This window comes from Pseudomonas sp. SWRI111, assembly GCF_014268555.1.
Classification (GTDB): Bacteria; Pseudomonadota; Gammaproteobacteria; order Pseudomonadales; family Pseudomonadaceae; genus Aquipseudomonas; species Aquipseudomonas hamedanensis.
In genome coordinates, this window is record NZ_JABWQQ010000006.1 from 229,205 (window position 1) to 256,039 (window position 26,835).

At 61.8% G+C, this 26,835-nt stretch carries 22 protein-coding genes; 3 read left to right on the forward strand and 19 right to left on the reverse strand.

Annotated elements, in window-relative coordinates:
- Positions 1 to 4: 4 nt before the first annotated feature.
- From pgaA to HU755_RS10535, 8 genes are all read right to left on the reverse strand, one after another.
- The gene (pgaA, locus tag HU755_RS10500) at positions 5 to 2,485 is read right to left on the reverse strand and encodes a poly-beta-1,6 N-acetyl-D-glucosamine export porin PgaA (protein ID WP_186632207.1); all 2,481 of its coding nucleotides are present in this window, start codon (positions 2,483 to 2,485) and stop codon (positions 5 to 7) included.
- Positions 2,486 to 2,744: 259 nt separating this feature from the next.
- Positions 2,745 to 4,250: a YdgA family protein gene (locus tag HU755_RS10505; RefSeq protein WP_186632211.1), complete on the reverse strand. Its 1,506-nt coding sequence runs from the start codon at positions 4,248 to 4,250 to the stop codon at positions 2,745 to 2,747.
- A 293-nt stretch (positions 4,251 to 4,543) separates the two neighbouring features.
- Positions 4,544 to 5,179: an NADH:ubiquinone oxidoreductase subunit N gene (locus tag HU755_RS10510; protein ID WP_186548665.1), complete on the reverse strand. Its 636-nt coding sequence runs from the start codon at positions 5,177 to 5,179 to the stop codon at positions 4,544 to 4,546.
- A 93-nt stretch (positions 5,180 to 5,272) separates the two neighbouring features.
- On the reverse strand, positions 5,273 to 6,715 hold the full coding sequence (locus HU755_RS10515) for an efflux transporter outer membrane subunit (protein ID WP_186632214.1): 1,443 nt from the start codon (positions 6,713 to 6,715) through the stop codon (positions 5,273 to 5,275).
- On the reverse strand, positions 6,712 to 7,599 hold the full coding sequence (locus HU755_RS10520) for an HlyD family secretion protein (RefSeq protein ID WP_186632217.1): 888 nt from the start codon (positions 7,597 to 7,599) through the stop codon (positions 6,712 to 6,714). The genes HU755_RS10515 and HU755_RS10520 overlap by 4 nt, the downstream gene beginning before the upstream one ends.
- Positions 7,596 to 7,805, reverse strand: a complete 210-nt coding sequence (locus HU755_RS10525; protein WP_027611129.1) for a DUF1656 domain-containing protein — start codon at positions 7,803 to 7,805, stop codon at positions 7,596 to 7,598. Before HU755_RS10525 ends, HU755_RS10520 begins: the two co-directional genes overlap by 4 nt.
- Positions 7,802 to 9,865, reverse strand: coding sequence for an FUSC family protein (locus HU755_RS10530; protein ID WP_186632220.1), 2,064 nt, complete (start codon positions 9,863 to 9,865; stop codon positions 7,802 to 7,804). Before HU755_RS10530 ends, HU755_RS10525 begins: the two co-directional genes overlap by 4 nt.
- Positions 9,862 to 10,290 (reverse strand): MarR family winged helix-turn-helix transcriptional regulator, encoded by a 429-nt coding sequence (locus tag HU755_RS10535; RefSeq protein WP_186548673.1) that lies wholly within the window; start codon positions 10,288 to 10,290, stop codon positions 9,862 to 9,864. The genes HU755_RS10530 and HU755_RS10535 overlap by 4 nt, the downstream gene beginning before the upstream one ends.
- A gap of 196 nt (positions 10,291 to 10,486) precedes the next feature.
- Between HU755_RS10535 and HU755_RS10540 the strand changes: the two genes are divergently transcribed.
- Together HU755_RS10540 and HU755_RS10545 are read left to right on the forward strand one after the other, a co-directional pair.
- Positions 10,487 to 10,765, forward strand: a complete 279-nt coding sequence (locus HU755_RS10540; protein WP_186632223.1) for an antitoxin of toxin-antitoxin stability system — start codon at positions 10,487 to 10,489, stop codon at positions 10,763 to 10,765.
- Complete coding sequence (locus HU755_RS10545) at positions 10,762 to 11,043, forward strand: type II toxin-antitoxin system RelE/ParE family toxin (RefSeq protein WP_186632226.1); 282 nt, start codon at positions 10,762 to 10,764, stop codon at positions 11,041 to 11,043. The genes HU755_RS10540 and HU755_RS10545 overlap by 4 nt, the downstream gene beginning before the upstream one ends.
- On the opposite strand, the gene HU755_RS10550 is transcribed toward HU755_RS10545, so the two are convergent.
- From HU755_RS10550 to HU755_RS10600, 11 genes are all read right to left on the reverse strand, one after another.
- On the reverse strand, positions 11,044 to 11,289 hold the full coding sequence (locus HU755_RS10550) for a DUF2789 domain-containing protein (protein WP_186632229.1): 246 nt from the start codon (positions 11,287 to 11,289) through the stop codon (positions 11,044 to 11,046).
- A 74-nt stretch (positions 11,290 to 11,363) separates the two neighbouring features.
- Positions 11,364 to 12,932 carry an efflux transporter outer membrane subunit gene (locus HU755_RS10555; RefSeq protein ID WP_186632232.1) on the reverse strand — a complete coding sequence of 523 codons (1,569 nt, stop codon included), beginning with the start codon at positions 12,930 to 12,932 and terminating at the stop codon, positions 11,364 to 11,366.
- Positions 12,929 to 13,999, reverse strand: coding sequence for an HlyD family secretion protein (locus HU755_RS10560; RefSeq protein WP_186632235.1), 1,071 nt, complete (start codon positions 13,997 to 13,999; stop codon positions 12,929 to 12,931). The genes HU755_RS10555 and HU755_RS10560 overlap by 4 nt, the downstream gene beginning before the upstream one ends.
- Before the next feature lie 26 nt (positions 14,000 to 14,025).
- A complete protein-coding gene (locus HU755_RS10565) occupies positions 14,026 to 15,564 on the reverse strand; it encodes an MFS transporter (protein WP_186632238.1) in 1,539 nt (512 codons plus the stop codon).
- Between the two features lie 223 nt (positions 15,565 to 15,787).
- Positions 15,788 to 16,705, reverse strand: coding sequence for a LysR family transcriptional regulator (locus HU755_RS10570; RefSeq protein WP_186548686.1), 918 nt, complete (start codon positions 16,703 to 16,705; stop codon positions 15,788 to 15,790).
- A gap of 174 nt (positions 16,706 to 16,879) precedes the next feature.
- Positions 16,880 to 17,746, reverse strand: a complete 867-nt coding sequence (locus tag HU755_RS10575) for an ABC transporter permease (RefSeq protein ID WP_186632240.1) — start codon at positions 17,744 to 17,746, stop codon at positions 16,880 to 16,882.
- 20 nt (positions 17,747 to 17,766) lie between these two features.
- Positions 17,767 to 18,627 (reverse strand): ABC transporter ATP-binding protein, encoded by an 861-nt coding sequence (locus HU755_RS10580; protein ID WP_186632243.1) that lies wholly within the window; start codon positions 18,625 to 18,627, stop codon positions 17,767 to 17,769.
- A 21-nt stretch (positions 18,628 to 18,648) separates the two neighbouring features.
- On the reverse strand, positions 18,649 to 19,545 hold the full coding sequence (locus HU755_RS10585; protein ID WP_186632245.1) for a TauD/TfdA family dioxygenase: 897 nt from the start codon (positions 19,543 to 19,545) through the stop codon (positions 18,649 to 18,651).
- 372 nt (positions 19,546 to 19,917) lie between these two features.
- Positions 19,918 to 21,285: an HlyD family type I secretion periplasmic adaptor subunit gene (locus tag HU755_RS10590; RefSeq protein WP_024011116.1), complete on the reverse strand. Its 1,368-nt coding sequence runs from the start codon at positions 21,283 to 21,285 to the stop codon at positions 19,918 to 19,920.
- On the reverse strand, positions 21,275 to 23,431 hold the full coding sequence (locus tag HU755_RS10595; protein WP_186632247.1) for a type I secretion system permease/ATPase: 2,157 nt from the start codon (positions 23,429 to 23,431) through the stop codon (positions 21,275 to 21,277). The genes HU755_RS10590 and HU755_RS10595 overlap by 11 nt, the downstream gene beginning before the upstream one ends.
- Positions 23,432 to 23,464: 33 nt before the next feature.
- Positions 23,465 to 24,817, reverse strand: a complete 1,353-nt coding sequence (locus HU755_RS10600; RefSeq protein WP_186632250.1) for a TolC family outer membrane protein — start codon at positions 24,815 to 24,817, stop codon at positions 23,465 to 23,467.
- Between the two features lie 360 nt (positions 24,818 to 25,177).
- Here HU755_RS10600 and HU755_RS10605 point away from each other — a divergent pair.
- The coding region (locus tag HU755_RS10605) for a retention module-containing protein (RefSeq protein ID WP_186632254.1) at positions 25,178 to 26,835 on the forward strand (1,658 nt) is incomplete at its 3' end.

Below are 26,835 nucleotides of genomic sequence, written 5' to 3' on the forward strand. Positions count from 1 at the left end.
TCTTCTAGAAGCGGAAAGTCAGGTCGACGAGCAGACGCAGATCGGTTTCCCGATCACCGTCATAAGGGCGGTTGATCACGCTGAACAGGCCGCCCACCTCGAACACATCGTTCCAGGCATACCGTTGCCCATAGCCGAGCAGCGCCATGCCACCGGTACCGTGCTCACGCTGGCTGTACGTGCCCGCGCCGGCCTGGAATTGCTGGCTCCAGGCGGTTTCGTAGCGGTGGTAGAGCACGTGATTGACGTTGACCAGCGGCATCACGCTGAAGTCGGATTTCGGGTTGAAGTACGGCACGTCGTCGGACTTGGAGTTGTGGCTGGTGCCGACTTCCAGACCGGCGTCGACCTGCAGGTTCGGCGCGCTGTAGACACCCTCGCGGCCGGTGAGCAAAGCTTCGACGCGGTTGTTGCCGTCACTGAAGTGCGACGGGCTCACCGACAGGCGCCATTCGCGACGCTCGTTGGCGCGCCAGCGCAGAAACGCACTGCCGCCATTGGCCTTGATGTCACTGTTGAGCGCGCGCAAAGGCGTCTCGGCGGACAAATATTCGAGGCTGCCGCCGTACTGCCAGTGGTCGTTGATGTCGCGGGCAATCGCCAGGCGTGCGCCCTGTTTGTCGCCAAAGCCGTAATCGTGATTCGACACTTCGGCTTCGAGGGTCATGTCGCGGCTGCGCCGCTCCAGGCCGACCCGTTGGAAGCGGTGGTGGCCGGTGCCTTCGGCGAAATCCCCGGTGGCATAACCGGCGCCGGCAAACACGCGCCAGTCTTCATTGATCGGCGGACTGTAAAGCGTGCTCTGAATGCCGAAATCACGGCTGCCGCTGACGGCACCGGCATCGCTGCTGCCACCGCCGTTGGCCTTGCCGCCGTAGGCTTCGACGCGCAACTCGGCCATGTCATGGACTTGCCGTTCGCGGGCCAGACGCTGCACCTGCCGATTGTCCGGGTTGCGCGCCACGACGTCGTCGGTCAGCGCATCGTTCTGCCGCCATTCCTGCAGCTCCATCGCCGTGCGCGCCTGAGCGACTTCCAGACCCGCATCGCGGGGGGCCAGGCTCTCGGTTTCCTTGAGCTGGTTTTCCGCGCGGCGCGGCCATTGCCGGGCCAGGTACAGGTCTGCCTGGGCCAGACGCAACCCGAGGTTGCCCGGGGCCTGATTGACCAGGGTCTGCAAGCGCTCCTCGCCGTGGGGCAGGTCGGCACTGTAGGTGCCGGCCTGCGCCGCCAGTTGCTGGGCGTCCATCCATTCATCGTTGGGGTTGCCGATCGGCAAACCTTTGAGCTCGACGCGCGGGCGCTGGGCTTTCGCCGCGTCTTCAGCGACCTTGCGCGCCTCGTCGGCGCGGTCGCTTTCGAGCAACGCGTAATACAGCGCCGTGGTATCGACGAGCCGATCGCCTGCATCGGCGTCCGGGGCCGACAGCACCTGACGGTAGAGATCGGTGGCGGTGTCCGGCTGGCGCTGATCGAGGTAGGACGCCGCCACCCAACGCAAGGCATAGGTCGGAATCGCCACGCCTTCGGCTTGCAGTTTCTGGTACTCGGCGATGACATCGGCGGTCCGCGCCCGAGCCTTGAGCGCGCCCATGCGGTCGATGCGCCAGCGGGTCACGTCGTCATGGGCCGCGGCATCGGGTGCCCAGGTCGCGAGCAATTTGTCGTAATCGGCCAGCGCGCGGTCGGCGATTACGTAGCGTTCTTTTTCGCTGCGCGTGGCCAGCTCGGCGAGGCGCACGCGCTCGGCCGCCAGATCGCCTTCGAGACGGCGCAGGGTCACCGCATCGATCAGCCCCGGCCGCTGTCGGGCCAGACGCAGCGCCGGTTCCGGCAGACGGGCCTTTTGCAGGGCAACCACGTATTCGCGGGCCACTTCCGGTTTGTTGCCGGCGCGGATAAACGCCTGATCGAATTCGAACAGCGCGTCGTACTGTTTGCCGGCGCGACCGAGGGCATAGCCCAGGGCGAGGCGGCGGGAAGGGTCATCAGGTTTCGCCGCCACCAGCGCCTTGGCCCGCGTCACGGCTTCGTCGGGTTTGCCGGCGTCGGCCTGAGTCAGCGCCAGACCCAGTTGCAGGTCGGCGTTGTCCGGTTCCCGTGCCAGGGCCTTGTTGTAAACCTCAGTGGCCTGATCCCAACGCTTGAGATTGCGATAGGCGCGGGCGGTGGCGGTCAGTGCCTGCACCGGCAAGACGCGGTCGCGGCCCTGGGTTTCATAGACCTTGATGACTTCGGCGTCGAACCCCGCCCAACTGGCGATTTGCAGGTGATCGCTGATCTGACCGTCGCTCGCCTGCCCCGGCGGCACCTGGCGCAATACCGTCAGCGCCGGCGTGTAATGCCCGGCACGGGCATCGCGGACCATTTCGTCGTAGGGCGTGTCGGCCAGCGCCAGCAACGGCCAGAGCAACTGGCTGCACAGGGCGACCCGGAACAAAGGGCGCAAACCACGATGTAATACAGGCACATCAATACGCGGCATTCGTCAGCATCCTTACATGGCCAGCCGGGTCACAATGCCCTCCTTGCCCATTCGTAACGGCGGCCGCGATGTGCAATCCACGGCCAGGCTTTAAAGCCGGGCAATCTTGCACGCAAGCGTAGTCGAAAATTCACAACACAATAATTGTTCAGAATCCTGCGGGCGGTTCAGCGAGGTCAGCGAAAACCGCGATGGCGGACAGCAAAACGCCCGGCGCCTGTCAAACAGGGGCCGGGCGTCTTGATGACACGCGGTGGGGTTACTGCACTTGGGTGACGCCAGCGAACTTGCTCATCAGGAAGCTGACAAACTGCTCCACGGTCATCTTCTGGCCGTTGAATTCAACCTGATTCGCCGCGTAATGCAGCTTGGTCACGACGTTGGTGCCGTCGGCGACTGCCAATTGCGAACCGACCGCCATGCCAGCGAACATATCGGCCGCTTCCTTGGACTGGTCGACGATGGCTTTGGCGTCAGTCTGGCCATCGAGTTGTGCCTGCACGCTGAGCAGATCGACCAGCATCGGCTTCGACACCTGGACGTTGAGGTCAAGCAGTGCGATCAGTTGCTTGCCTAGCTGATCCGGCGGCAGATCCATGGATTGCGGCTTGGTCAGGTCAATCACGAGATTGGCGCGGCTCTCGCCGTTGGCGGTGTTGAACGACAGGTTCTCCAGCGCAAACTGAGGCCCGGCGGCCAGCAGCTTCTGCAAATCGGCTTTGACTTGGGCGTTCTCAGCTTCGGTCAGATTCAGCTCCGGCGCCGGCAGGCCTGCTGCTTCGGCCTCGGCCGCAGCTTTTTCGTACGGCTGCAGTTTGGTCTGGTAGATCTGCATCAGCGACATCGTCGAGGCGATGTCGAGGTTTTTCAGGCTCATGGCCATGGCGGCCGAACCGATCTTCTTGTCGTTGAGCGTCACTTCGCCGATTTTGTAGTCGGCGCGGCCGGCGGCGTTGCTGCCGCTTTCTTCGGTGCGGTTCTTCATTTCGAAGTTCTTCACCCCAAGCACCGATTGCTTGGCGCCGAACGTGGTTTTGCTGCTGGTCACTTCCAGGGTGTTTTCGCCGGTGTAGTAGCCGAAGCTGCTCTTGGCCAGGTTGCTGGCCAGGGTCAGGCCATTGAGTTCGAGCTGGACCGGCGTCTGGTCTTCGGCCACGGTCACCAGCTTCAGGTTGTCCATGTAGCCGTCAGCCTTGACCTTTTGCGCCTGAGCGCTGGCGGCGATGTCCATGGTCAGGCCAGAAAATTTCAGGCTCGACTGCTCATCTAGTGCGGTTTCGAACGGCAGCAGGTTGAGGGTGCTGGTGGTCGATTCGTCGTAGCCGATGTTGGTCACACCCTTGAGCGGCGCGGCGCCCTTGGTCGCGGCGAACCATTTTTCGGTGGTCGGGCTCTTTTCCAGTTCGTAGTTGCTGGTGGCCATGACCGGTAGCCATTTCAGAGAGATCAGGCGCGAGAATGGCAGCGGGCCGTGCTCGATGCGGTCGGTAAACAGCAGTTCGACCGGCGCGTCGCCGAACATTTCGCCTTCGCCCTTCAGGCGATAGTGCGCGGTGCTGGTGAACGTGTGGCGGTCCAGCGACACCAGCTCCAGCGAGGCACTGCCGTTGGAGCCGGCCATGGCGCTCTGCAGTTCCTTGTTGGCGTTGCCGACGGCGTTGTTCAGCACCCCTTCGATCTTGGTCCCGGTGTACCAGGCCCCGCCTGCGCTGATCGCGCCGATGGCAACAACAATTCCGAGAAGCACGCCTGCTGATTTATTCATGAATGACCTGATCGATTTCCGTGGCTGTGAATGGGGTCGTCTTCCTTGAACCCGGGATCGGGTCGCGGCTCGACTGTGCGCAATTGAGCGGTGGAGATTAGCACCGGGCGCGGGAGACGGCCCAATGATTAAAGGTTAAAGAGTGTCTATGGGAGGAATTGACAGCTGACAGGGTTTAAGAGTTTCAGTGTTTGGAAAGGCGCTATCGCGAGCAGGCTCACTCCTACAATTTGGAATGCATTCCCCTGTAGGAGTGAGCCTGCTCGCGATAACGCCAGTGAATTCACAACAGATCAGGAGTATTGAACCTCGATTTCATCGAGCTGATGATCAAAGCTCTTGAGCCGCGCCGTCCAGGTGTACACCAGCACTTCAAAATCGCGGTCGATCACCGCCCCGCCCGCACCGTCAGCCCGCACATCGCAAAAATCCAGCTGATAGCGCTCGCGGGCCATGGCCGTGGCGACATCGGACAGTTCACGGGCATTGTTCAGCCAGTGCCAACCCTCGTCGGCAATCTGCTTGTCGAGTTCCAGACACTGTTTTTTCAGCGCTTCGAGGCTTTTTTCCAAGGGCGTTCCGGTCAGTTCGCCCATGACTTCGGCGAAGGTGCGCCCCGGTTGCCAGTAGCTGCCCCAGAAATACCGGTCGAACACCGTTTCGACCCGGCGCAGGGCGACCTTGGTGTCCCAGATCAGCACCAGCATTTTGCCCTGTTCCAACTGGCGCTTCTTGACCCGCTGAACCTGGACCGATGCCCAGGCCACCACCACGATTGCCATGACCGCGATCAGCGCCACGGCGCTGTCGAGAAAAATCATCGCCTTGTCGATCTGGTGGGCCAGCATGATGCCGTAGAAATAAGTGGCCGACAGCAGCACGAGCGCCGTCAGGACACACCAGAAGCCGAGCGCGTAAGGGTTCTTCATCGTTGGTTTCCCCTAGACCAGCACGAGCAATGAGCATGCAGGGAGCGCTTTGCACGGGGCGCCCCTTCAATACCTCAAAGCATAGCAACGGCCTCAGGGATTGCTGGCGTCAGAAGCGTGCGTTCGTCCGCTTTCCCAGCCACCGCCCAGGGCGAGGAACAAATCGATCTGGCTCATCGCGACCTGGGTGTTGGCCGCGGCCAGCTGCGCGGTGACATCGGTGTAGGTGCGCGTGGCTTGCAGGTCGGCAAGAAACGACTCGCGGCCGGCCTGGAAGAAGCGGTGGGTCTGCTCGGCGGCGAGCTTCGCCGACTGCTCAGCCTCGGCCAGCGCATCGCGACGTTGCAGCAGTGCGCTGTACTGGGCCAGACCGGTCTGGGTCTCGCGGATGGCGTTGAGCACCACGCCGTCAAAATGCGCCAGTGCGCCTTGAGTGTTGGCCTCGGCTTCACGAATGCGCGCGCGGGCGCCGTTGGTCGGGACTTTCCAGCTCAGCGAAGGGCCGAAGCCCCAGCGGTTGGTCGAAGGATCGCCAAGATCATCAATGATGCCGACCGTGCCGATCGTCGCGCCAATGCTGATGTCCGGGTACAGCTCGCCGGTGGCGATACCGATGCCGGCGGTCGCCGCCGCAAGACGGCGTTCGGCCTGACGGATATCCGGGCGACGCTTGAGCAGCGCAGCGCCGTCACCGACGGGCACGAGCTGAGCGATTTTCGGCAGTTCGGCGCAGGTGGCCGTGCCCGCCGGCAATTGCTCGACCGGCTTGGCCAGCAACATCGACAGACGGAACAGCCCGGCCTGACGCGCCGCTTCATAGCGCGGCAGATCGGCGCGCAGGGATTTGAATTGAGTTTGCGAACGGGTGACCTGGGTTTCATCGCCACGCCCGGCGTCACGCAAACGCTGGATCAACGTGGTGCTCTGCGATTGCAGGTCGAGAGAATGCTCGGCAATTTCCCGCTCTTCGTTGGCGGCGCAGACCTGGGTGTAAGCACGAACCACGTCCGCCACCAGCGTGATGCGCGCGGTATCGGCGGCGGCCTGGGTCGCGTCGGCATTGGCTTTTGCCGCTTCGATGCCGCGCTGCAAAGTGCCCCACAGGTCGAACTGATACGAAGCGCTGATGCCGATATCGGCAATGTTGGCCACCGGGACTTTTTCCGGCAAAAGGAACGCCTGACCGGATTCCTGCAAGCGCTGGGCGCCCATCTTCACCCCGCCGCTCCAGCCGCCAGCCGCTTCGGCTTCATCCACCTGAGCGCGTGCCCGCGACAGGTTGGCCGCGGCCACACGCAGGTCGGTGTTGGACGCCATGGCCTGCTGCACCAACTGATCAAGGCGCGGATCTTTATACAGCCGCCACCAGTCCGCCGGCACTGGCGCCGAGACCACCGGTTTGCCGGCGACCGCCAGTTCACCCTGAATATCCTTGCGCTGCACCGCCGCGTCGGCGGGCACCTGATAATCGGGGCCGACCATCTGACACGCCGAGAGCATCACGCCCAAACCGGCGACCAAAAGCGCCCTGCTCATGGCCGGGGCTCCTGCGGTTGGTCATCGATTATCGACACGGTGGCGGTGCGTCCGGCAATCATGCGGAAATCTGCCGGCACTTCATCGAACGCAATACGCACCGGAATCCGCTGCGCCAGGCGCACCCAGCTGAACGCCGGGTTGACGTTGGGCAGCAGGTTGCTGCCGCTGGTGCGGTCGCGGTCCTCGATGCCGGCGACGATGCTCTCGACATGTCCGCGCAGTTTTGCCCGGTCGCCGATCACGCGGATATCCACCGATTGCCCGACGTGAATACCGTCGAGTTTGGTCTCTTCGAAATAGCCGTCGATGTGAAACGAATTGCTGTCGACCACCGACAACACCGGACGCCCGGCGGTGACGAATTCCTGCGGACGCGGCGCGCGGTCGTTGACGTAACCGTCGACCGGGCTGCGGATCACCGAGCGATCGAGGTTGAGCTGTGCACTGTCCACCGCTACCAGCGCTTCGGCCAGCGCCGATTGCGCTCGGGCCACGCGCGACTGGCTTTCTTCCAGTTGCTCCGCTGGCACCAAGTTGCCCAGGCCACGGTTACGCTTGGCTTCACGTTGCGCCTGGGCGAGGGTTTCTTCGCGGTCGGCAACGGCGGCCCTGGCTTGACGCAACGCCAGTTTGAAGCGGTCCTGGTCGATGCTGAACAACACCTGACCACGCTTGATCAACTGGTTGTCCTTCACCTCGACCTGCTGGATCAACCCGGACACGTCCGGCGCAATCTGGATGACGTCGGCGCGAATATGGCCGTCGCGGGTCCACGGCGCGAACATGTAATACATCACCATGCGCCAGACAAGGACAACGGCAAACGTCACGATCAGCAAGGTGAGAACCACGCGACCGATGGTCAAAAACGGTTTTTTCATGTCATCAGGTATCGACTGAGTGAGTCCACGCCGTACAGCAGCACGGCGTAGAGCGCCACGTTGAACAATGCCCGGTGCCAGACCAGACGGTAAAAGTGCAGACGCGTGAGCACGCCATGCACCAGCAGAAACAACACATAGGTGATGCCCATCAGCACCAGCAGGGTCGGCAGGAAGATGCCGCTGATATCCAGATCACCGATCATAGGGGCGCTCCATCGGGCAGCGGTTCTTCGGGCTCGGCGCTGGAGACGAATTCGACGCCGGGCAGCAAGGCCAGACGCAAACCGCTCAAGGCGTGCAACAGGTGCAGACGGGTTTCGTCATCGCCCTGGCCATTCAGCGCACGGCGGGCACGGTCCAGAGTCATCAGCAGACCGCTCGGCGCCGGCAGGCGTTCGCCGGATTTGAGGCAGGCGCGGAAATACTCGCCGACCTCGGCCACCACTTGCTGTAGCAACGCCTTCGGCACGCCAGTGACGCGCGGGGTGTAGGCGAGCAGGTCGAGCATATTCAGGCCGACGCGCACTTCGCGCATCGCGATGCCCGTGTCCTGACCGGTCAGGGCCAGACGCGGCAGGTGCTGCATCAGCCGATCAAGCAATTGCACGCCCAGTTGCCGATGTTCGGCGAGATTGGCCGGCTCGGTCATGCTGACGATGTCTTTCCAGCTGAAACGGGTCAGGCGCTTGGCCGCCAGTTCGGCCCCGAACGGCCGCGCCACCAGCGTCCAGATAAAGGCGAACAACAGCCCCAGCGGCCCGGCGAGGTTGGAATTGGCGAAGGCAAAAAAGTCCGCGTCGTACGCCCCCTGAATGCTGATGAACGACGAGGTGTTAACCAGCGTCAGCAGCATGCCGAGGTAGAAACGCGGCTGCACCGTCAGCGTGCCGATGCAAATGAACGGCACGGAAAACGCCAGCACCAGCATCGGGAAATCGTGTAGGTTGGGCAGAATCAAAAACAGATAAAGGCTGGCGAACAGCACCGACATGCCGGTCCAGAAAAAGAACCGGTAAATCTGCGGTGCCGGGTCGTCCATCGAGGCGAAGAAACTGCACGCCACCGCCGCCAGAATCACCGCGCTGCCGCCATCCGGCCAGCCGAGCAGGATCCACAAGACCGAAGCGACGATGATTGCCAGAATGGTCGAGGTTGCCGAGTACAGCATCAGCCCGCGATCGATGAACGGCGTCAAACGGCCGAGGCGCCAGTGCCGATACACCGCGCGCCAGCTGTCCTGGCGCTCGCACAGAATCGCATCCTGCAAGCTGCGGCAGTCCTGCCACAAGTCGATGAACTCACCGAGGCGGTAAATGGCGTTGGAGAACAACAGTTGCTTGCGATCCTCCAGCGCTGCGGCGTTCGGTTGCAGCGCCTCGAGCTGATCCCTGAGCGCTTTCCAGCGCTCCAGATTGGCATCGGCATGGCTCAGCCATTCCCGGGTCGCGGCGAGCAACGGCTGGAATTTTTCCACCAGTTCCGGCGTGCGACGTTCAAGGGCGTACAGCGAATCCTCGAGCGCATCGATCACCGGCAACAGGTGAATCATCCGCCCGCGCAGTTCCTTGGTGTTGCGCACGGTTTGCGGCCGTGCGCCCTCGTGAGGCAACTGGCCGATCATCAGTTCAAGGCTGTTGAAATTGGCGACCATGGCCATGCGCAGCGCGGTAACTTCTTCCGGCTGAACGTCGCGGCTGAGAAACTTCAGGCTGTAGCTCGTCGCATCGGCGAACCACTTGCTCACCGCATCGTTGAACACCGGCGCCAGGCGCCGCGGCCAGAACATCGCGCCGACCACGGCGGCAACAGCGATGCCAAGGAAAATTTCTTCGGTGCGCGCCTCGGCTACGTCCCACACTGCCAGCGGATTATCGACCACCGGCAGGGCAATCAGCGGCAACGTGTAACCGGCCAGCATCAGCGCGTAGCTGTTGGCGGTGCGCAGGTGCAGGGACATGAACAACAAGATGCCGGTCCACAAGGCGATGACCACCACCAGCACATACGGGCTCTGCACAAACATCGGCACGAACAGCACCGCTGCCGCCGCACCGAGGAACGTACCGGCCGCACGGTAGAGTGCTTTGGAGCTGGTCGGGCCGAGAAACGGGCTGGAGACGATGTACACCGTGGCCATCGCCCAATACGGCCGCGGCATTTGCATAAGCAGGGCGATGTACAGCGCAATCATCGACGCTGCAAAAGTACGGACCCCGTAAAACCAGTCACGGGCCGGCGGCATGCCAGTGAAAAAACCGTTCACGAATTGACCACCACAGGCGAACTCGCCGCCTCAAAAGCCCTGAGTACCCGAAGCGTAGCCTCCAGATCACTGCGCTCGATGCCTTCCAGCACTTCATGGCGCAAGCGCACCAGTTCGGCCTCCACCGCCTGCACCAGCTCGCGGCCGGTATCGGTCAGGCTCAGGCACTTGGCGCGACGATCCTGGGCATCTTCAGTGCGACGGACGTAACCGGCCTGGCACAGCTGATCAAGCAGACGCACCAGCGACGGACTCTCCATGCCAGCCGCCTGCGCCACCTGCACCTGACGCACGCCCTCGCCCAAGCGCCCGATCATCAACAATGGAACGGCGCAGGCTTCGGAAATTCCGTAATTGACCAGCGTGGTCTGGCAGATCTTCCGCCAATGCCGGGCGGCCACCACCATGGCGCTGCTGATGTTCATCTGGAGACTGTCGAGGGGATCGGGCACGGGTAAATGGACACTGTTAGTTTGCTAACTATCAATATCGCATTGAAGCGGAATTTCAGTCAAGTTTTGAAACAAATTGCCCCCGCTAGTCGCCCAACGCCAGCGAAAGCTTTCACCTCTGGTACTTACGCGGTATACACCTTGTCATTACCAATTTCGGGAGCCTGCCATGTCAAAACAAGCCGTTTTCACAATGAAACTCGAGCCGGAACTAAGGGAAGAGTTCATGGCGGAAGCCGAAGCAGCACACCGGCCAGCCTCGCAAATCATGCGAGACATGATGCGTCAGTATGTTCAAACCCAGCGAGAGGCGCGCGAATACGAAGCCTTCCTGCAACGCAAGGTGGAAATCGCTCGTGAATCCATTCGCGTTGGAGACGGCTTGAACAATGATGAAGTAGAAGCAGCGTTCGCTGCCAAGCGCAGGCAGGCAGAAGATCACCTATGAGGATTATATGGACGCCAGCCGCCGCACAGGATCGTGCAGATATTTGGGATTACTTGCAGGCCGCCAACCCAAGGGCGGCCATTGAAATGGACCTGCGCTTCAGCGAAGCGGTACATCGCCTTTACGACAATCCTCTGATTGGCCGTGCCGGCATCATTGCCGGTACGCGTGAGGTGATTCCGCATCCCAGTTACCGTGTTGTCTATCAAACGGAGCGAGATGCCATCTGGATCATGGCGCTGGTTCATACAGCACGGGCTTGGCCTCAGCCAAAGTAATCACCCCACCCGCCCCTTGTGCAACATCACATTCAATTGATCCACAACCACTGCCCAATCCGCATCCTCAAGAATCTCCTCGCGCAAAAACTTCGCCTGTCTTTCCGTCCAGAAAAACGCGTCAGCCAGATGCAATTCCGGCTTGAGCGGGGAATGGCTGGCGATGAACTGGTCGATGCTGATCGGGTCGTCAGCGAGGCCGAGCTGTTTGAACAGGGCCGGGAGGCTGTGCTGCGGATTTTCCATGATCAACTCCTCTGGAATCGGGCCGGCGTTACGCCGTTTGCTGCAGTGGAGTTGATCATAGCTTCGCTGCGGGCTCAGGGCTTGGCGACGTCCGGCGAGCCTGCGGCCAGTTGCGCTGCTGGATAGACCGACTGCCATCCGCCGCCCAGCGCCTTATACAACCCGACCATCGCCAGGGAAACGCCGGTTGAGCTTTCCACCCATTGTTCCTGGGTGGCGAGCAAGGCGCTCTGCACGGTGAGGACGTTGACGAAATCGACCACGCCTTCGACGTATTGCTGTTGCGCGGTGCGCAGGGCGATCTGGTTCTGGCGCACGGCTTCGGCGAGGCTGTCGCGACGGCGCTGACTGGCGTTGTAGGCGGTCAACTGGTCGTCGATTTCATGCCAGGCGCGCAGCACGGTTTGCTGGTAGGCAATGGCCGCTTCCTGTTGCTGGGCTTCGCGCAGTTGCAGCATGCCGCGCAGGCGTCCGCCGTCGAACAACGGCAGGCTGAACTGCGGACCGATGCCAAAGGCGCGCGAGCCCCAGGAACCGAAGTCGCTGAGCTGCATCGCCTGCGAACCGAGGTTGCCGGACAGGGTGATGCGCGGATAAAAATCGCCCTTGGCTACGCCGATGCTGGCGGTGGCGGCGTGCAGGCGCGCTTCGGCCTGGCGGATATCCGGGCGCCGTTCGGCCAGTTGCGAAGGCAGGCCGATGGCGACTTGCAGCGGCGACTGCGGCACCGCCGCGTCTGTGGATAACTCTTTCGCCAAGGCCTGCGGTGGTTCACCCATCAACAGACTGATCGCGTTGATCAGTTGCGCCTGACGCTGCTCAAGTGCCGGCAGGCGTGCCTCGATGGCAGCGACTTGCGCGGCGGCTTCGGCGACGTCGAGATCGGTCGCCACGCCATCGGCCAGACGCAACTGCGAGAGTTTCAGGCTGTGCCGGGCAACGTCGAGGTTCTGCTCGGTGACGGCGCGAGTGTTCTGCACACCACGCAGTTGGATGTAGTTTTGCGCGGTGTCGGCGAGCACCGTCAGCAACACACCGCGACGATCGTTTTCAGCCACTTCGAGATTGGCGTCGGCGGCTTCGGTTTCGCGGCGCACGCGGCCCCAGAAGTCCAGCTCCCAGGCGGCCGAAAAGCCAGCGTCCCACAGGTTGAAAGCGGAATCGCCGTTATGCCCCGACGGATCGTTCAGGCCCTCGCCGCTGTTGCGTTTATGCGCGTAGCTACCGGTAGCGGCGCTGTTCGGATAACGCTCGGCGGTGATCACCTGACGCGCAGCGCGGCTTTGTTGCAGGCGGCTGCTGGCCAGTTGCAGGTCGAGGTTGTTGCTCAGTGCGCGTTGGGTAAGCGCGGAAAGCTGTGGATCGTGGAACGTTTCCCACCAGTGTTCGTTGAGGGGTTCGCTGACGGCCTGGCTGGGGGCCGACCGGGCGGGTTTAGCCCAGTCGGCAGGTTGCGTGGCCTCGGGTTTCTGGAAGTCGGGGCCAACGGTGCAGGCGCTGAGGCTGATTGCAAGCAAGGCACTCAGGGTGAGCTGCTGCCACTGGCGTCTTCGCGAGCAGGCTCGCTCCCACAGGGGGAACGCATTGCAAAATGTGGGAGCGAGCCTGCTCGCGAAGGCATTGGCCGATTCACCACTAATCATCGCTGCGTCACCTCGCGCCCGGACGCCGTTGGACTCGCAGTATCAATGCTTGCCTCCACCGACATCCCTACCCGCAACCGCTCGGCCAGTGGCTGCCCCGGTTCCAGCACGATTTTCACCGGGATGCGCTGCACCACCTTGGTGAAGTTACCGGTGGCGTTGTCCGGTTTCACCGCTGCGAAAGTCACCCCCGTTGCCGGCGCGACGCTCTCGACGCGGCCACTCAAGGCTTCGCCGCCGAGGCTGTCGACACGCACTTGCACGTCTTGCCCCGGCTGCACATCGGTCAATTGGGTTTCCTGAAAATTGGCAACCACATAGGCCTGCTGCAACGGCACCACCGCCAGCAGTTTGCTGCCCGGCGTCACATAGGCACCGACACGCACCGCGCGCTCGCCGACCATGCCGTCTTGCGGTGCGGTAATGCGCGTATAGGACAGGTTGAAACTGGCGATTTCCAGCGCCGCCTGCGCGTGTTTCAAATTGCCTTCGGCGGCGTTGCGTTGGGCGCTGAGTATCTCGACCTGCTTGCGTTCGGCCGCCAGTTTCGCCGTCGCCGTGTCGAGGCGTGCCGAGGCCTGATCAATTCGCGTGCGTGCCTGCTGTGCGTTCTGCACCGTACCGGCGCCAACACCGGCGAGGTGGTTGTAGCGGTTCAGCTCCTGCTGAGCGAAGGCCATTTCTGCCTTGGCCGAGACCACCGAAGCCTGCGCCTGGGCGATCAGCGATGCCTGCCGTTCCAGGGTCGCGTTGGCGTTCTGCAACTGCGCCCGCGCCACCAGGGTTTGCGCATCCGCCGCTTCGGCTGCCGCACGCAAGTCACGGTCATCGATCAGCGCCAGCAACTGCCCGGCCTTCACTTGCTGGTTGTCTTCGACCAGCACCTGCTTGATGAACCCGGCCACGCGCGGCACGACGAGGGTGTAGTCGGCCGAGACAAAGGCGTCATTGGTGGTTTGCTCGGTGCGTTTGCCGAACAGCCCGGGCATTGCCAGGTACACCAGCACGCCGACCGCCAGCGCGGCAGCCACGGCCACCGCGAGTTTTTGTTTGGATTGAGTCGTCATAAAAACCTTCTGTTTCAGTGCAGCAATCAGGTCGGCGCGCGCGGCGGATAAATCCGCGTCGGCAGCCAGAAAATCAGCAGGATCAGCGTCACCGCGACGCCGGCCATGCACACGTAGAGATCGGAAGAAGTCAGCACCACGGCCTGTTCGTGCAGGCGATGGGCAAGGCCCGGATCGCTGTGGTCGGCCAGCGGCGAGTTGCCGAGGCTGTCGACCAGCATCGTCGAATGGAAATGCAGGCGTACGGTGGTCAGCGCTTCGATCACCCCGGTGGCGACCACCGCAGCGAGGCCTTTTACAGTGTTGAACCACGCCGACGCGAAGGGGCCATCCAGCGGCGTGATGCTGCCGGTCGACAGCATCAGCAGCGGTAACACCGCCATCGGCTGACCGAAAATCTGCAGCCACTGCAGAACGTAAAAATCGTCACGGATCCACGCCGACGTCAGGTGCGAACCGCCCAGACAGGACAGCGCCAGCATGCTCAACCCGATCCCGAGCACCCAGCGGCAATCGACCCAGCGCAAGTTACACAGCGCCGCCACCAACGGCAGCGCCAGCAACTGCGGCAACGCGGCGATAAGCATGATCGGCGCGGTTTGCGCCGGGCGATAACCTTGCACCTGAGCCAGATAACTCGACGGAATCAGCACCACCGCGAGCAGCACGACCAGCACCCCGGCCAAGGTGATCAGCGCGAACGACAGATTGCGAATGCCGAGCATCTGCAATTTGAAAAACGGAATCGGCTGCGACCATTCATTGATCATGAAAGCCACCAGCAGCAGCGAACCGGCGCCGAGCAGTCCGCAGATCAGGTTCGATTCGAACCAGTCCAGCCGATTGCCTTGCAACAGGCCAATCACCAGCATGCAGATCGCTGGAAAGCCCAGCAGCAGGCCTTTCCAGTTGAACGACTTTAGCCGCTCCAGCCGCAGCGGATCCTGCGGCAAGCCGTAGGCGACGGCGGCCATGGCGATCAGGCACGGCACGATGATCTGCCAGAAGGTCCATTGCCAGCCGACGTATTCGGTCCACAGACCGGCCAGCGGCGTGCCGAGGCCAGGGCCGAACGTTGCGGTCAGTGCGTAGCCGGCCAGTCCGTACAGTTTGATGTTTGCCGGCAAAAAGCGCAGCGCGACGGTCATCAGCATCGGCGGCAACGCACCGCCGGCCAGACCCTGGAGGATGCGCATCAACAGCAGACTTTCGTAATTCGGGGCGAACGGGCACAACACGCCGAGCGCGGTAAACAGGCCGATGGCGCAGAGCGTGAAGCGGCGCAGCGAAAAGGTCACCGAGCACCACGGCGCAAAGGCCATGGCTGCGACCGATGTGGCGGTGTAGCTCGCGACCAGCCAGGTGCCTTCGTCGTAGCCGATGTGTAGCGCGCCACGGATATCGGCCAGCGCGACTTTGGTGACCATCTCGTTGAGGCCCGAGACCAGCACGGCCAACAGCACGCCGACCAGACCGATGATGATCCGCGCCCCGAACACCGGGGGCGTGGTCGCCGTCGCCGGGCTGGCCGCGGCGAGGGGTGCCGTGACCGTCAGGGATGTCATGAATGAAAACTCCGGGGGGTGAAATACCGGAGCATTTTAGTGGGGCTTGGTGCTGACGAAAATTGACTTATTGGCAGGTTATAAGTGCATCAGACACAACAGTTATCCCCTGTAGGAGTGAGCCTGCTCGCGATAGCGGTGTGTCAGTTTGAAAATCCGTCGGCTGGTGTACCGCTATCGCGAGCAGGCTCACTCCTACAGGGGATTTGTGTGAAATTCGGGATCAGGGTTGTGCCGCCAGCCACGTCTCATCGCAACAGGCCTTGAGCGTTTCGCGCAGCCAGCGGTGGGCCGGATCCTTGTCGAAGCGCGGGTGCCAGGCCTGGGTCAGCATCAGCATCGGCAGCGGGATCGGCAGGTCGAATGAGCGCAGTTTCAGGCCCAGCCGTCGCACGCTGAGCAGCGCTTCCTTGGGCACCGGCAGGATCAGGTCGGAGTCCGGCAAAGCGAACATCGCCGCATGAAAACTTGGCGCAATCACTGCCACCCGCCGCTCCAGCCCCAAAGCATTCAATGCCGTATCAATAGGCCCGCGGGCGATGCCCCGGCGCGACATGCTGATATGCGAGAAACCGGCGTAGCGCTCAGCGGTGATTTCGCCGTCGAGCAACGGGTGATCTTCGCGCACAAGCCCGACGAAGTGGGTGGAGAACAGATTCTGGATTTTCACTTCCGGCGTGACGGGACGGGTATTGCTCACGCTCAGGTCGATCCGTCCTTCGCGCAGTGCCTCGTCGTCGCCATCGCCTTCGGGGACGAAGCGCAGCTCGCAGTGCGGTGCCAGTTGATCAAGGGTGTCGAACAACTTGCCGCCGTAGACACCGATGAAAAAGTCGTTGGCGCGAATGCTGAAACGCCGCCGCAAAGTGCCCAACTCCACGCTGTCAGCCGAACGAAACAGCAACGCCGCCTGCTCGACCACGTCGCGCACTTGTTCGCGCAGTTCCAAAGCTTTGGGAGTCGGCACCAGACCGCGTCCGGCGCGCACCAGAATCGGATCGCCGATGGCCTCGCGGATGCGCGTCAGCGTGCGGCTCATCGCCGCCGGGCTGAGGTTCATCCGCCGCGCCGCACCGACCACACTGCCCTCGTCGAGCAAGGCATCGAGGGCGACCAGCAGGTTCATGTCCGGGAGTTGCATGCTGAGCACTCATGGCTGATCTGGATTGATCCGGGCGCAATGCTAGCAAATATTTCCTATATCGGCGGTGACAGGGCTGACGCCTTCGCGAGCAGGCTCGCTCCCACAGGGGAACGCATTCCAAAAGTGGGAGCGAGCCTGCTCGCGAAGGGGCCGGCCCAGCCGACTAAAACCTCAGCGCTGCATACCCCACCGCTTGACGGTCACTCGCTCCAGCGTATCAAACACCAGATTCTCCACCAGCAAACCAATCAGAATCACCACCGCCAACCCGGCAAACACCTTGTCGGTGTACAGCTCATTGCGATTCTGGAAGATGTACCAGCCCAGCCCGCCCTTGCCACTGGTCGCGCCAAACACCAATTCGGCGGCAATCAACGTGCGCCAGGCAAACGCCCAGCCAATCTTCAGCCCCGCGAGAATCGATGGCAGCGCCGCCGGGATCAGAACGAACAACACCAGCCGCAGCCCCTTGAGTCCGTAGTTGCGCCCGGCCATGCGCAGGGTTTCGGAAACGCCGAGAAAACCGGCATAAGTATTGAGCGCCAGCGCCCACAACACCGAATGCACCAGCACGAAAATCAGGCTGTTCTGCCCCAGACCAAACCACAGCAGGGCCAGCGGCAACAGGGCAATCGCCGGCAACGGATTGAACATCGAGGTCATCGTGCTCAACAGATCGCGTCCCAACTGCGTCGACACCGCCAGGGTGGTCAAGGCAAACGCCAGAACAATGCCGATCAAGTACCCTTTGATCAGCACCACCAGGGATATCCACACCTTGGCCAACAGCTCGCCACTGAGCAGGCCGTCGAACAAGGCGTGGGCGGTTTGCAGAAAGCTCGGCAGCATCAGATCGTTGTTCTGAATCCGCGCGACCGCCTCCCAGACGATCGCCAATACGATCAGGATCAGGCTTTTGCGCAGCCAGCCCTGTTGCCACAACCGCGTGCCGAGCGGTAATTCGCGCTCGACTGGCACTGCAGTCAGCGGCTCGAGCGCGGTTTCGAATTCTTCACGCACGGAGGGTGAATGGCTCATCGGGTAATCCTCTCGGCCGCTCAATAGGCGATGCGAATATCGTTGAAGTCATGGTCACGCTCGGTCTCCGGCGACTGACCTTCATCGAAGAGCAGGCGATGAATTCTGCGCGCCGATTCCTGAAACGCCACGCCGCCGAGGCTGTGCAGATCGTATTGATGGCTGTGCACTTCGGCGCGCACCCGGCCCGGATGCGGCGACAGCAGAAGAATGCGATTACCCACCACCAGTGCTTCTTCAATCGAATGGGTGACGAAGAGCAACGTGAAACGCACTTCCTCCCAGAGCAGCAGCAACTCCTCCTGCATCTTGCGTCGCGTCAGCGCGTCGAGGGCGGCGAAGGGTTCGTCCATCAACAGAATTTTCGGCTGCATCGCCAGCGCCCGCGCGATCGCCACCCGCGCTTTCATGCCGCCGGACAAGGTATGCGGGTAGGCGTCGGCGAACGCCGCCAGGCCGACCTTTTCCAGATAGTGCAGCGCACGGTGTTCCGCGTCTTTTTTGTTCAAGGTGCGCGAGGCGAGCAACGGAAACATCACGTTCTGCTTCACGGTTTTCCACGGCGGCAATTGGTCGAATTCCTGGAACACCACAATCCGGTCCGGCCCCGGCGCATCGACGCGCTGGCCTTGCAGGCGGATTTCGCCTTCGCAGGGCTGGATGAACCCGGCGACCGCTTTGAGCAATGTGGACTTGCCGCAACCGGACGGGCCGAGCAACACATAGCGGTCGGCCGGATCGATTTCAAAGCTGACTTGGTGGGTGGCGCGAACCACGCGTTGCGGCGTGCGGTATTCGAGGCTGACGCGATCGACCGCCAGCAACGCGTCACTGCGGGCAATCGGGTTGCTGGCCGCGTGGCCTGGCAAGGGAGCGTTCATGGTTCAACAATCTCCGGCAAATCAGAAAGGCGCATCGCCCTGGATGGTCGTGCGATACAGCTTGCGGCGCAGGTGCGCCGGGCAGCCGGCGGCCAGGTGGATCAGCGAACGGTTGTCCCAGAACACCAGATCATGCGGCTGCCACTGATGGCGGTAGATGTTTTGCGGCAGCACGCTGTGGGCGTACAGCTCGGCCAGCAATTGACGGCTCTCGTCGTCCGGCAGGCCGACGATGCGCGTGGTGAAGCCTTCGCTGACGAACAAGGCCTTGCGGCCGTTTTCCGGATGGGTACGCACCACCGGGTGCACGACTTCGGCGACCTGCGCCAGTTGCTCCGGCGTCAGGGTCGGCCGCCAGTTACCTTCGAATTTGGTTTCGCTGTAGCGCGCGGTATAGGAATGCGCGGCGAAGCGTCCATCGACCGCATTGCGCAAGGCTGATGGCAGGTCGTCCCAGGCTTTGTGCATGTCGGCAAACAGCGTGTCGCCGCCCTCGACGGGCAGCTCCTGCGCGTGCAGCATCGAGCCAAGGCTCGGCAGTTCTTTGTAAGAAAGATCGGAATGCCAGAACTTGCCGGCGTCACCGAGACCGATGTTCTGGCCGTTTTCGATGATATTGGAAACGATGAGGATTTCCGGGTGATCCGCCAGCAGGAATTGCTTGAGCACATGGATCTGCAACACGCCGAAGCGGCGGCTGAAGTCGATTTGCTGTTGTGGGGCGATCTGCTGATCGCGGAAAACCACGACATGGTGATCCAGGTGCGCGCGGTGAATGCGCGCAAAATCCTGATCGTTGACTGGCCGACTCAGCTCCAGACCAACAATTTCGGCGCCAACGGCACCGCTGAATGGACGAATTTCAAAGCTTTGTGGCGCGGCGGTCGCGGCGCTCGGGGTGGCAGTAGCTGCGGACATCAATCATCTCCCACGCACGGCGCGCTCACGGGCGCGCACGTCGATCAGACACTCACGCTCGATTGCGTGTCGGTTCAGGTCGTGCGGCGCGCCGATTGGTCGGCAGGTACGCAGAAGGGTGACTTTATAGCTATAAGAATTGGAAATTAAATACCGTTAATGAATAACGATATGGCGAATGGTGAGGAATGGAATTGGGAGTCGAGTGACGTTTTGTGTCACTAATTGGCCGGAGGTGGCGATTTCACCGACGCCTTCGCGAGCAAGCTCGCTCCCACATTGGATCTTTACCGAACACAAAATTTTCGGTCACAGGAGATCACCTGTGGGAGCGAGCTTGCTCGCGAAGAGGCCGTCAGGAGCACCGAGGATCTAGCGCTCGTGCAACGCCTCTGCCCGAGCCCGAATGATCGGCTTGAGCAAATAGCTCAACACCGATTTCTTGCCGGTAATGATATCCACCGAAGCGACCATCCCCGGAATGATCAGCAAGGGCTTCTCATCCGTGCCCAAATGGCTGCGCTCAGTGCGCACCTTGATCACGTAGTAAGTGGTTTTCTTGTCTTCGTCAGTGATGGTGTCGGCGCCGATCTGCTCCAGCTGCGCCTTCAGCCCGCCATAAATGGTGTAGTCATACGCGGTGAATTTGACGATCGCTTCCTGCCCCGGATGCAGGAAGGCGATGTCCTGCGGGCGGATCTTGGCTTCGACCAGCAGGGTGTCGTCCAGCGGCACGATTTCGACCATGTCACTGCCCGGCTGGATCACGCCGCCAATGGTGTTGACCAACAATTTATTGACGATGCCGCGCACCGGCGAGGTGACCAGCGTACGGCTGACGCGGTCTTCCAGGGCTTTGCCGGTGGCTTGAGCCTTATTCAGATCGGTGCGCGCTTCGTTGAGCTGGGTCAGCGCTTCGCTACGGAATTTGCCCCGGGTCTCGTCGATTTTGCGCTGCACTTCCTTGATCGCCGATTCGGCGCGCGGAATCGCCAGGGTTGTGGCATCGAGCTGACCCCGGGTTTCCACTTCGGCACGCTTGAGGCGCAACACTTCCACCGGAGACACCGCGCCCTGCGCCACCAGCGGCTCGGACATGTTGATTTCCTGGCGCTGCAAGCCGAGCTGCTGACGGTACTGCGCCTGCTTGGAGCTGAACTCACGCAGCTCTTGCTGACGCTGGATCAACTGCTCCTGCAGGCCGCCGATCTCGTCATGCAATTGCTGGCGACGGCTGATGTACAGGGACTCTTCGCTTTTCGCTTGACCCGGCACGGCCTTGAGCACGTCTTCGGGGAAGTTCAGTGGGCGGTCGTCGACTTCGGCGCTCAGACGCTCGACCCGCAACAGCATCGACAGGCGATCGGCCTCGGTTTCGCCAACATTGGAGGCAAAACGCGTGTCGTCGAGGCGAATCAGCGGCGCGCCGGCCTCGACGATCTGGCCTTCCTTGACGAACAGTTCGGAGACAATCCCGCCCTCAAGGTTCTGGATTTTCTGAATTTTCGACGACGGAATCGCTTTGCCGTCGCCCTTGGTCACTTCATCGATCACGGCGAAGTTGGCCCAAAGCATGAGGAACACAAAGAAGCCGATAATCGCCCAGATGGTCAGGCGCACAACGCGCGGGGCGTCTTCGATCAGCGCCTTGTTGACCTCCGGCAGCGGCTGACCCTGCAGCGAGGCAGAGCCTTTGAAGTAACGACGGATCGACTCCTTGACACCGGACTTAAGCAACACTGATCTGCCCCTTCTTCAACGCTTCCATCACCGCGGCTTTCGGGCCGTCGGCGAGAATCTGCCCGCGGTCGATCACCAACAGGCGATCGACCAGCGACAACAGCGATGCACGGTGCGTGACCAGCACCACGGTTTTGTTTTCGATCACCGCCGCGAGGCGTTGCTTGAGGCGTTCTTCGCCGGTGTTGTCCATCGCACTGGTCGGCTCGTCCATCAGCAGAATCGGCGGATTGAGCAGCAGCGCCCGCGCCAGTGCGACGTTCTGCCGTTGGCCGCCGGAGAGGTTCTGCCCACGCTCGCCAACTTGCAGCTCGTAACCTTGCGGGTGCAGGCGGGCGAATTCGTGGACGCCGGCCAGCTCGGCAGCTTGCAGGACTAATTCGTCTTCTACATAACGCGCGCCGGAAACCAGGTTGTCACGCAACGTGCCGGACAGCAGGTGGATGTCCTGTGGCACGTAGCCGATGTTGTAGCGCAGTTCGCTGACGTCGATCTGACGGATGTCCACGCCATCGACCAGCAACGCGCCGTCGTCCGGCTGATACAGGCCGACCAGCAGTTTGGCCAGAGAGCTTTTGCCAGAGCCGCTGCGGCCGATGATGCCGATTTTCTCGCCGGGACGGATCACCAGGTTGATGTTCTTCAGCGCAGGGTTCTGCTGGTCCGGGTAGGTGAAATTGAGCTGGCGACACTCGATCGCGCCTTGCAGCACCTTGCGGCTCAACGGGCGCTCCTCGAAATTGCGCTCCTGTGGCAGCTCCATCATCTGGTCGACCGAGGTCATGGTCACCCGCGCCTGTTGATAGCGAGTGAGCAGACCGGACAGCGAGGCCAGCGGGCTAAGGGCGCGGCCACTGAGCATGTAGCAGGCGATCAGCCCGCCCATGCTCAGGTTGCCGGCGATGATCTGGTACACGCCGAAGACGATCATGATCACCCCGGCCAGTTGCTGGATCAGCAGAGTGATGTTCATCGCCAGACCGGAGAGCATTTTCACCCGCAGCTCGAGACGGCTGAGGGTGCCGATGGTCTGCTCCCACTGATACTGGCGTTCGCTTTCGGCGTTGTTGACCTTGACCGCGTCGAGGCCGGCCAGGGTTTCGATCAGGCTTGACTGGCGCTCGGCACCGAGGGCCATGGTGCGCTCCATGGTTGCCACCAGCGGCTTCTGCAACGCGTAGCCGATCAGCAGCGCAATCGGGAACGCCAGCACCGGAATCCACACCAGATGCCCGCCGAGAATCGCGATGACGATGAAAATCAGAAGGGTGAACGGCAGGTCGATCAGGCTGGTCAGGGTCAGCGAGGCGAGGAAGTCGCGCAGACTCTGAAACTCATGAATGTTCTGCGCAAAACTGCCGACCCGCGCCGGGCGGTACTTCATCGCCATGCCGACGATGCGCTCGAACAGCGTGGCGGAGATGATCAAATCGGTTTTCTTGCCCGCCAGATCCAGACACAGGCTGCGCAGGCTTTTCAGGATCAGGTCGAAGATGTAGGCGCCAGTGATGCCCAGCGCCAATACCCACAGGGTCGCCTCAGCCTGGTTCGGCACCACGCGGTCATAGACGTTCATCACGAACAGCGGCGCGGCCATGGCGATAATGTTGATCAGGAAACTGGCGGCGATCGCATCGGCGTACAGCCAGCGCGAACGCTTGAGGGTGTCGCGAAACCACGAGCGCGCGCGCGGAATCAGCGTGCCGTGGTTGACGTCGAATTTATGCTGCGGCTGGGCGAAGAACACTTTGCCGATGTAATCGTCAGTCAGCAGTTCGCGGCTGACCACCGATTCGCCGCCATCGCTTTCACTGAGCAGCACCCGCGCTTCGTTTTCGCCCTGCCAGCCGAGCAGGACGGCGCTACGGCCATCCTTGAGCAGCAACAGCGCGGGCATGGCAATCGCCGGAATGTCTTCGAGCTTGCGCTGCAACACCCGACCTTGCAGGCCGGCGCGAGCCGCCGCACGCGGCAGCAACTCGACGCTCAGGCGCTGTTTGGGCAGCGGCAGGCCGGTGGTCAGCATCGCCGCGCTGGCGGGTTTCTGGTGGAGCATGCAAAGGGCGAGCAGACCGTCCAGTAACGGATCGTCGTGCAACGCGCGCGGATCATGACTGAGATGAACTCGACTGACTTCTGATTCCACGCTCGACACTCTTTGACAGTTGAAAGGGATAACTCAATTCATCCCAGGCAGCTGGACCTTGGGCTTCACGTCGTTGTGCACAACGGATGCCAACGGCGCGACCACTCCCTGGCTTCTGAGCAACTCGCCCATGGTCGCCTTGATTCGGTACTGAGTAAATAACTGAATATTCTTGATTTCCGCCAGACGCCGCGAGGCGGTGAACAGCTCGTTTTCGCTGTCGAGCAAGTCGAGCAGGGTCCGCTCACCGAGGCTGAATTGACGCTGGTACGCGGTGCGCACCGAGGTGCTGTGATCGACGTATTGCTGGGCGATCGGCACTTGCGCGTTGGCGTTGTTCAAGGCGTTCCAGGCCAGGCCCAGCTCTTCGTTCAACTGCCGCAAGGCGTTGTTGCGGATGTCCAGCGCCTGGTTGGCCAGGTACGACTTGGATTCCAGGTCGGCCTTGTTGCTGCCGCCCGAATAGAGGTTGAAGCGCATGCGCAGCATGGCCTGCCATTCGTTGTTGTGGCCGTTCTGGCCGTCGAGATCGTTGTCGGCGGTGCGCCCCAGTTCGGCATCGAAACGTGGGTAGAAGGTCGACTTGGCGGTGGCGTACTGCTTTTCGGCCGCGGCGATATCCGACTCTGCCGAACGCAGGATCGGGCTGTTTTCCAGCATCTGCGCGCGAGCTTCGTTGAGGTTGGCCGGCATCATCGCCATGAACGGCGCCGGGCGTTCCAGCTGATCGGGCATCTGGCCGACGGCGCTGAGGAAGTTGGTTTCGGCATCGGCGAGGTTGGTCTGCTCGGTGATCAGGTTGTTGCGGGCCTGGGCCATCCGCGCTTCAGCCTGGTCGAGGTCGGCACCGCTGCCGACGCCGCGCTGGGTGCGCAACTGGATCTGATCGTAGATGCGCTGGTGACTTTTTAGGTTTTCCTCCGCCAGTCGGACGAATTCGCGGCGGGTCAGCACGTCCAGATACACCTGGGCGACGGTCAGTGCGGTGCGCTCGGAGGTGCCGAGCAAGGAATAGGCACGGGAGCTGACGTTGGCTTGTTGACGCGCAACCTCGTTGGACGTCGCAAAACCGTCAAAAACCATTTGCGAGAGACGTAAACTTGACTCGCTGCGGTTCAACGTCTCCCAGTGATTGCCGCCACCGTTGGCCCGCGTGGTCACGCTGTCGGTGCCCTCACGGCCATAACCGCCCAGCAGATCGACCTTGGGCAGGTATCCCCCCTTCGCAGCCTTTAACTGATAATCCGCCGCCAATCGACTGTTGACCCCCGCCTGAACCTCCGGATGGACATCCAGAGCCTGTTGCATGGCTTCTGGTAAGGATTGTGCTTGTACAAAAGAGGCGGCGAGAGCGAAGGGAGCGGCGAGGAGCAAAAGCGAACGCATGGTTGGAATTTCCCGGAACTTCTTGTCTTGAATCACAGCAGAACGTGGCGCTGCGTCGGATGATGGCAACCCGGAATGACCGTATGTCGGAAAGTTCAAAACAGGAACTGGATCACACGCTGAAGGACAGGTCGCCGCGGAAATATCAATGTGACATTACTGGGACGATTGTTTAGGATGGCTCCCAGAAGGTCAATAGTTTGGCATAAAGTTAATCGCGAAAAACTATAGCCAAAATATTGACGAAACAAAGCGTCAACTTGTTATCGAATTTTTTAAAAGTACGTCCAGACTGAAGTGGCGCGATGGCCCGTCAGGTCCATGGAAGTCAACTGAATGTGGCACCCCGGAGAGTCTTCAATGAGCAGTGTTGTTGCCGTCGTCAAAAGCATTGTCGGTCAGGTTTTCGTGGTGTCCCCAGAGGGCGTGCGTCGGGTACTCGTTGAAGGCGATCGCCTGTATGTCGGCGACCAGATCGATACCGGTCTGTCCGGCGCCGTGTCGCTGGAACTGGCCGATGGCCGCACTCTGGATCTGGGTCGAGACACCCAGTGGAGCGCCAACGCACCCGACTCCAGCACCGACCTGGCCGAAGCCACCGCGCAGGCAGCGCCGTCGGTAGAAGAACTGCAGCAAGCCATCGCCGCCGGTGTCGACCCGACCACCGCCCTTGAGTCCACCGCCGCCGGCCCGAGCGCCGCCGGCACAGGTGGCGCGGCGGGCGGCGGTCACAGCTTCGTGATGCTCGACGCCACCGCTGGCCGTGTCGATCCGACCATTGGCTTCCCGACAGCGGGGATCAACGCTGCCGGGCAGGTCGCGCAGAACACCACGGGCGGCCAGACCACCGACACCACCGCCAATGCACTGCGAGACTCGACCCTGAGCCTCAGCGCCACGCCGACCATCACCGAAGCCGGCGGCGTGCTGGTGTACACCGCAACCCTGACCCAGGCGCCACTCACCGACCTGACCATCACTTTGTCCAACGGCGCAGTGATCGTCATCCCGGCTGGCTCGACCACCGGCACCGTCAACGTGCCGCTGGCGCCGAACGACACGGTGTACAACGACCCGACACAGATCGACGTGACCGTCACCGGCACCACCGGCGGCAACGGCATCACGGTGACCCCGCCGACCACTCCGGCGACGACGCAAGTCACCGACACCGTCGACACCACCACCGTCACCCTGACGACTGCCCCGAGCGTCACGGAAGGTGGGCAGATTACCTACACCGCGACCCTGACCGATCCGGCGCAAACTCCGGTTACCGTTACTCTGTCGAATGGCTCGACCATCACCATCGCTGCGGGCCAGACGACTGGCACCGTCAATGTGCCGACAGCCGCCAATGACGTGTACAACAATGGCAGCACCGTCAGCACCACCATCACTGGCGCTACAGGCGGCAATTTCGAAAACCTGGTGCCGAACCCGACGCCAGCTGTGACCACCATCACCGATTCGGTGGATAACACCGGCCTGACTTTGACGGCGACCAACAACATCGTTGAAGGCGGCCAAATCACTTACACCGCGACCCTGACCAACCCGGCGCAAACTCCGGTAACCGTCACCCTGTCGAATGGCTCGACCATCACCATCGCTGCCGGCCAGACGACTGGCACCGTCAATGTGCCGACTGCGGCCAATGACGTTTACAACAATGGCAGTACCGTCAGCACCACCATCACTGGCGCTACCGGTGGCAACTTCGAAAACCTGGTGCCAAGCAACACGCCTGCGGTCACCACGATCACCGATTCGGTGGATAACACCGGCCTGACGTTGACCGCGACCAACAACATTGTTGAAGGCGGCCAGATCACTTACACCGCGACGCTGACCAACCCGGCGCAAACCCCGGTAACCGTCACTCTGTCGAATGGCTCGACCATCACCATCGCTGCCGGCCAGACGACTGGCACCGTCAACGTGCCGACTGCGGCCAATGACGTTTACAACAATGGCAGTACCGTCAGCACCACCATCACTGGCGCTACCGGTGGCAA

What these genes read in the sequence shown, in the direction of transcription:
- HU755_RS10585 (WP_186632245.1), bottom strand. Translation starts at nt 19,545, where the DNA reads ATGTCCGCAGCTACTGCCACCCCGAGCGCCGCGACCGCCGCGCCACAA.
- HU755_RS10600 (WP_186632250.1), bottom strand. Translation starts at nt 24,817, where the DNA reads ATGCGTTCGCTTTTGCTCCTCGCCGCTCCCTTCGCTCTCGCCGCCTCT.
- HU755_RS10580 (WP_186632243.1), bottom strand. Translation starts at nt 18,627, where the DNA reads ATGAACGCTCCCTTGCCAGGCCACGCGGCCAGCAACCCGATTGCCCGC.
- HU755_RS10515 (WP_186632214.1), bottom strand. Translation starts at nt 6,715, where the DNA reads ATGAGCAGGGCGCTTTTGGTCGCCGGTTTGGGCGTGATGCTCTCGGCG.
- HU755_RS10565 (WP_186632238.1), bottom strand. Translation starts at nt 15,564, where the DNA reads ATGACATCCCTGACGGTCACGGCACCCCTCGCCGCGGCCAGCCCGGCG.
- HU755_RS10550 (WP_186632229.1), bottom strand. Translation starts at nt 11,289, where the DNA reads ATGGAAAATCCGCAGCACAGCCTCCCGGCCCTGTTCAAACAGCTCGGC.
- HU755_RS10545 (WP_186632226.1), top strand. Translation starts at nt 10,762, where the DNA reads ATGAGGATTATATGGACGCCAGCCGCCGCACAGGATCGTGCAGATATT.
- HU755_RS10540 (WP_186632223.1), top strand. Translation starts at nt 10,487, where the DNA reads ATGTCAAAACAAGCCGTTTTCACAATGAAACTCGAGCCGGAACTAAGG.
- pgaA (WP_186632207.1), bottom strand. Translation starts at nt 2,485, where the DNA reads ATGCCGCGTATTGATGTGCCTGTATTACATCGTGGTTTGCGCCCTTTG.
- HU755_RS10570 (WP_186548686.1), bottom strand. Translation starts at nt 16,705, where the DNA reads ATGCAACTCCCGGACATGAACCTGCTGGTCGCCCTCGATGCCTTGCTC.
- HU755_RS10520 (WP_186632217.1), bottom strand. Translation starts at nt 7,599, where the DNA reads ATGAAAAAACCGTTTTTGACCATCGGTCGCGTGGTTCTCACCTTGCTG.
- HU755_RS10505 (WP_186632211.1), bottom strand. Translation starts at nt 4,250, where the DNA reads ATGAATAAATCAGCAGGCGTGCTTCTCGGAATTGTTGTTGCCATCGGC.
- HU755_RS10560 (WP_186632235.1), bottom strand. Translation starts at nt 13,999, where the DNA reads ATGACGACTCAATCCAAACAAAAACTCGCGGTGGCCGTGGCTGCCGCG.
- HU755_RS10510 (WP_186548665.1), bottom strand. Translation starts at nt 5,179, where the DNA reads ATGAAGAACCCTTACGCGCTCGGCTTCTGGTGTGTCCTGACGGCGCTC.
- HU755_RS10575 (WP_186632240.1), bottom strand. Translation starts at nt 17,746, where the DNA reads ATGAGCCATTCACCCTCCGTGCGTGAAGAATTCGAAACCGCGCTCGAG.
- HU755_RS10535 (WP_186548673.1), bottom strand. Translation starts at nt 10,290, where the DNA reads ATGAACATCAGCAGCGCCATGGTGGTGGCCGCCCGGCATTGGCGGAAG.
- HU755_RS10525 (WP_027611129.1), bottom strand. Translation starts at nt 7,805, where the DNA reads ATGATCGGTGATCTGGATATCAGCGGCATCTTCCTGCCGACCCTGCTG.
- HU755_RS10555 (WP_186632232.1), bottom strand. Translation starts at nt 12,932, where the DNA reads ATGATTAGTGGTGAATCGGCCAATGCCTTCGCGAGCAGGCTCGCTCCC.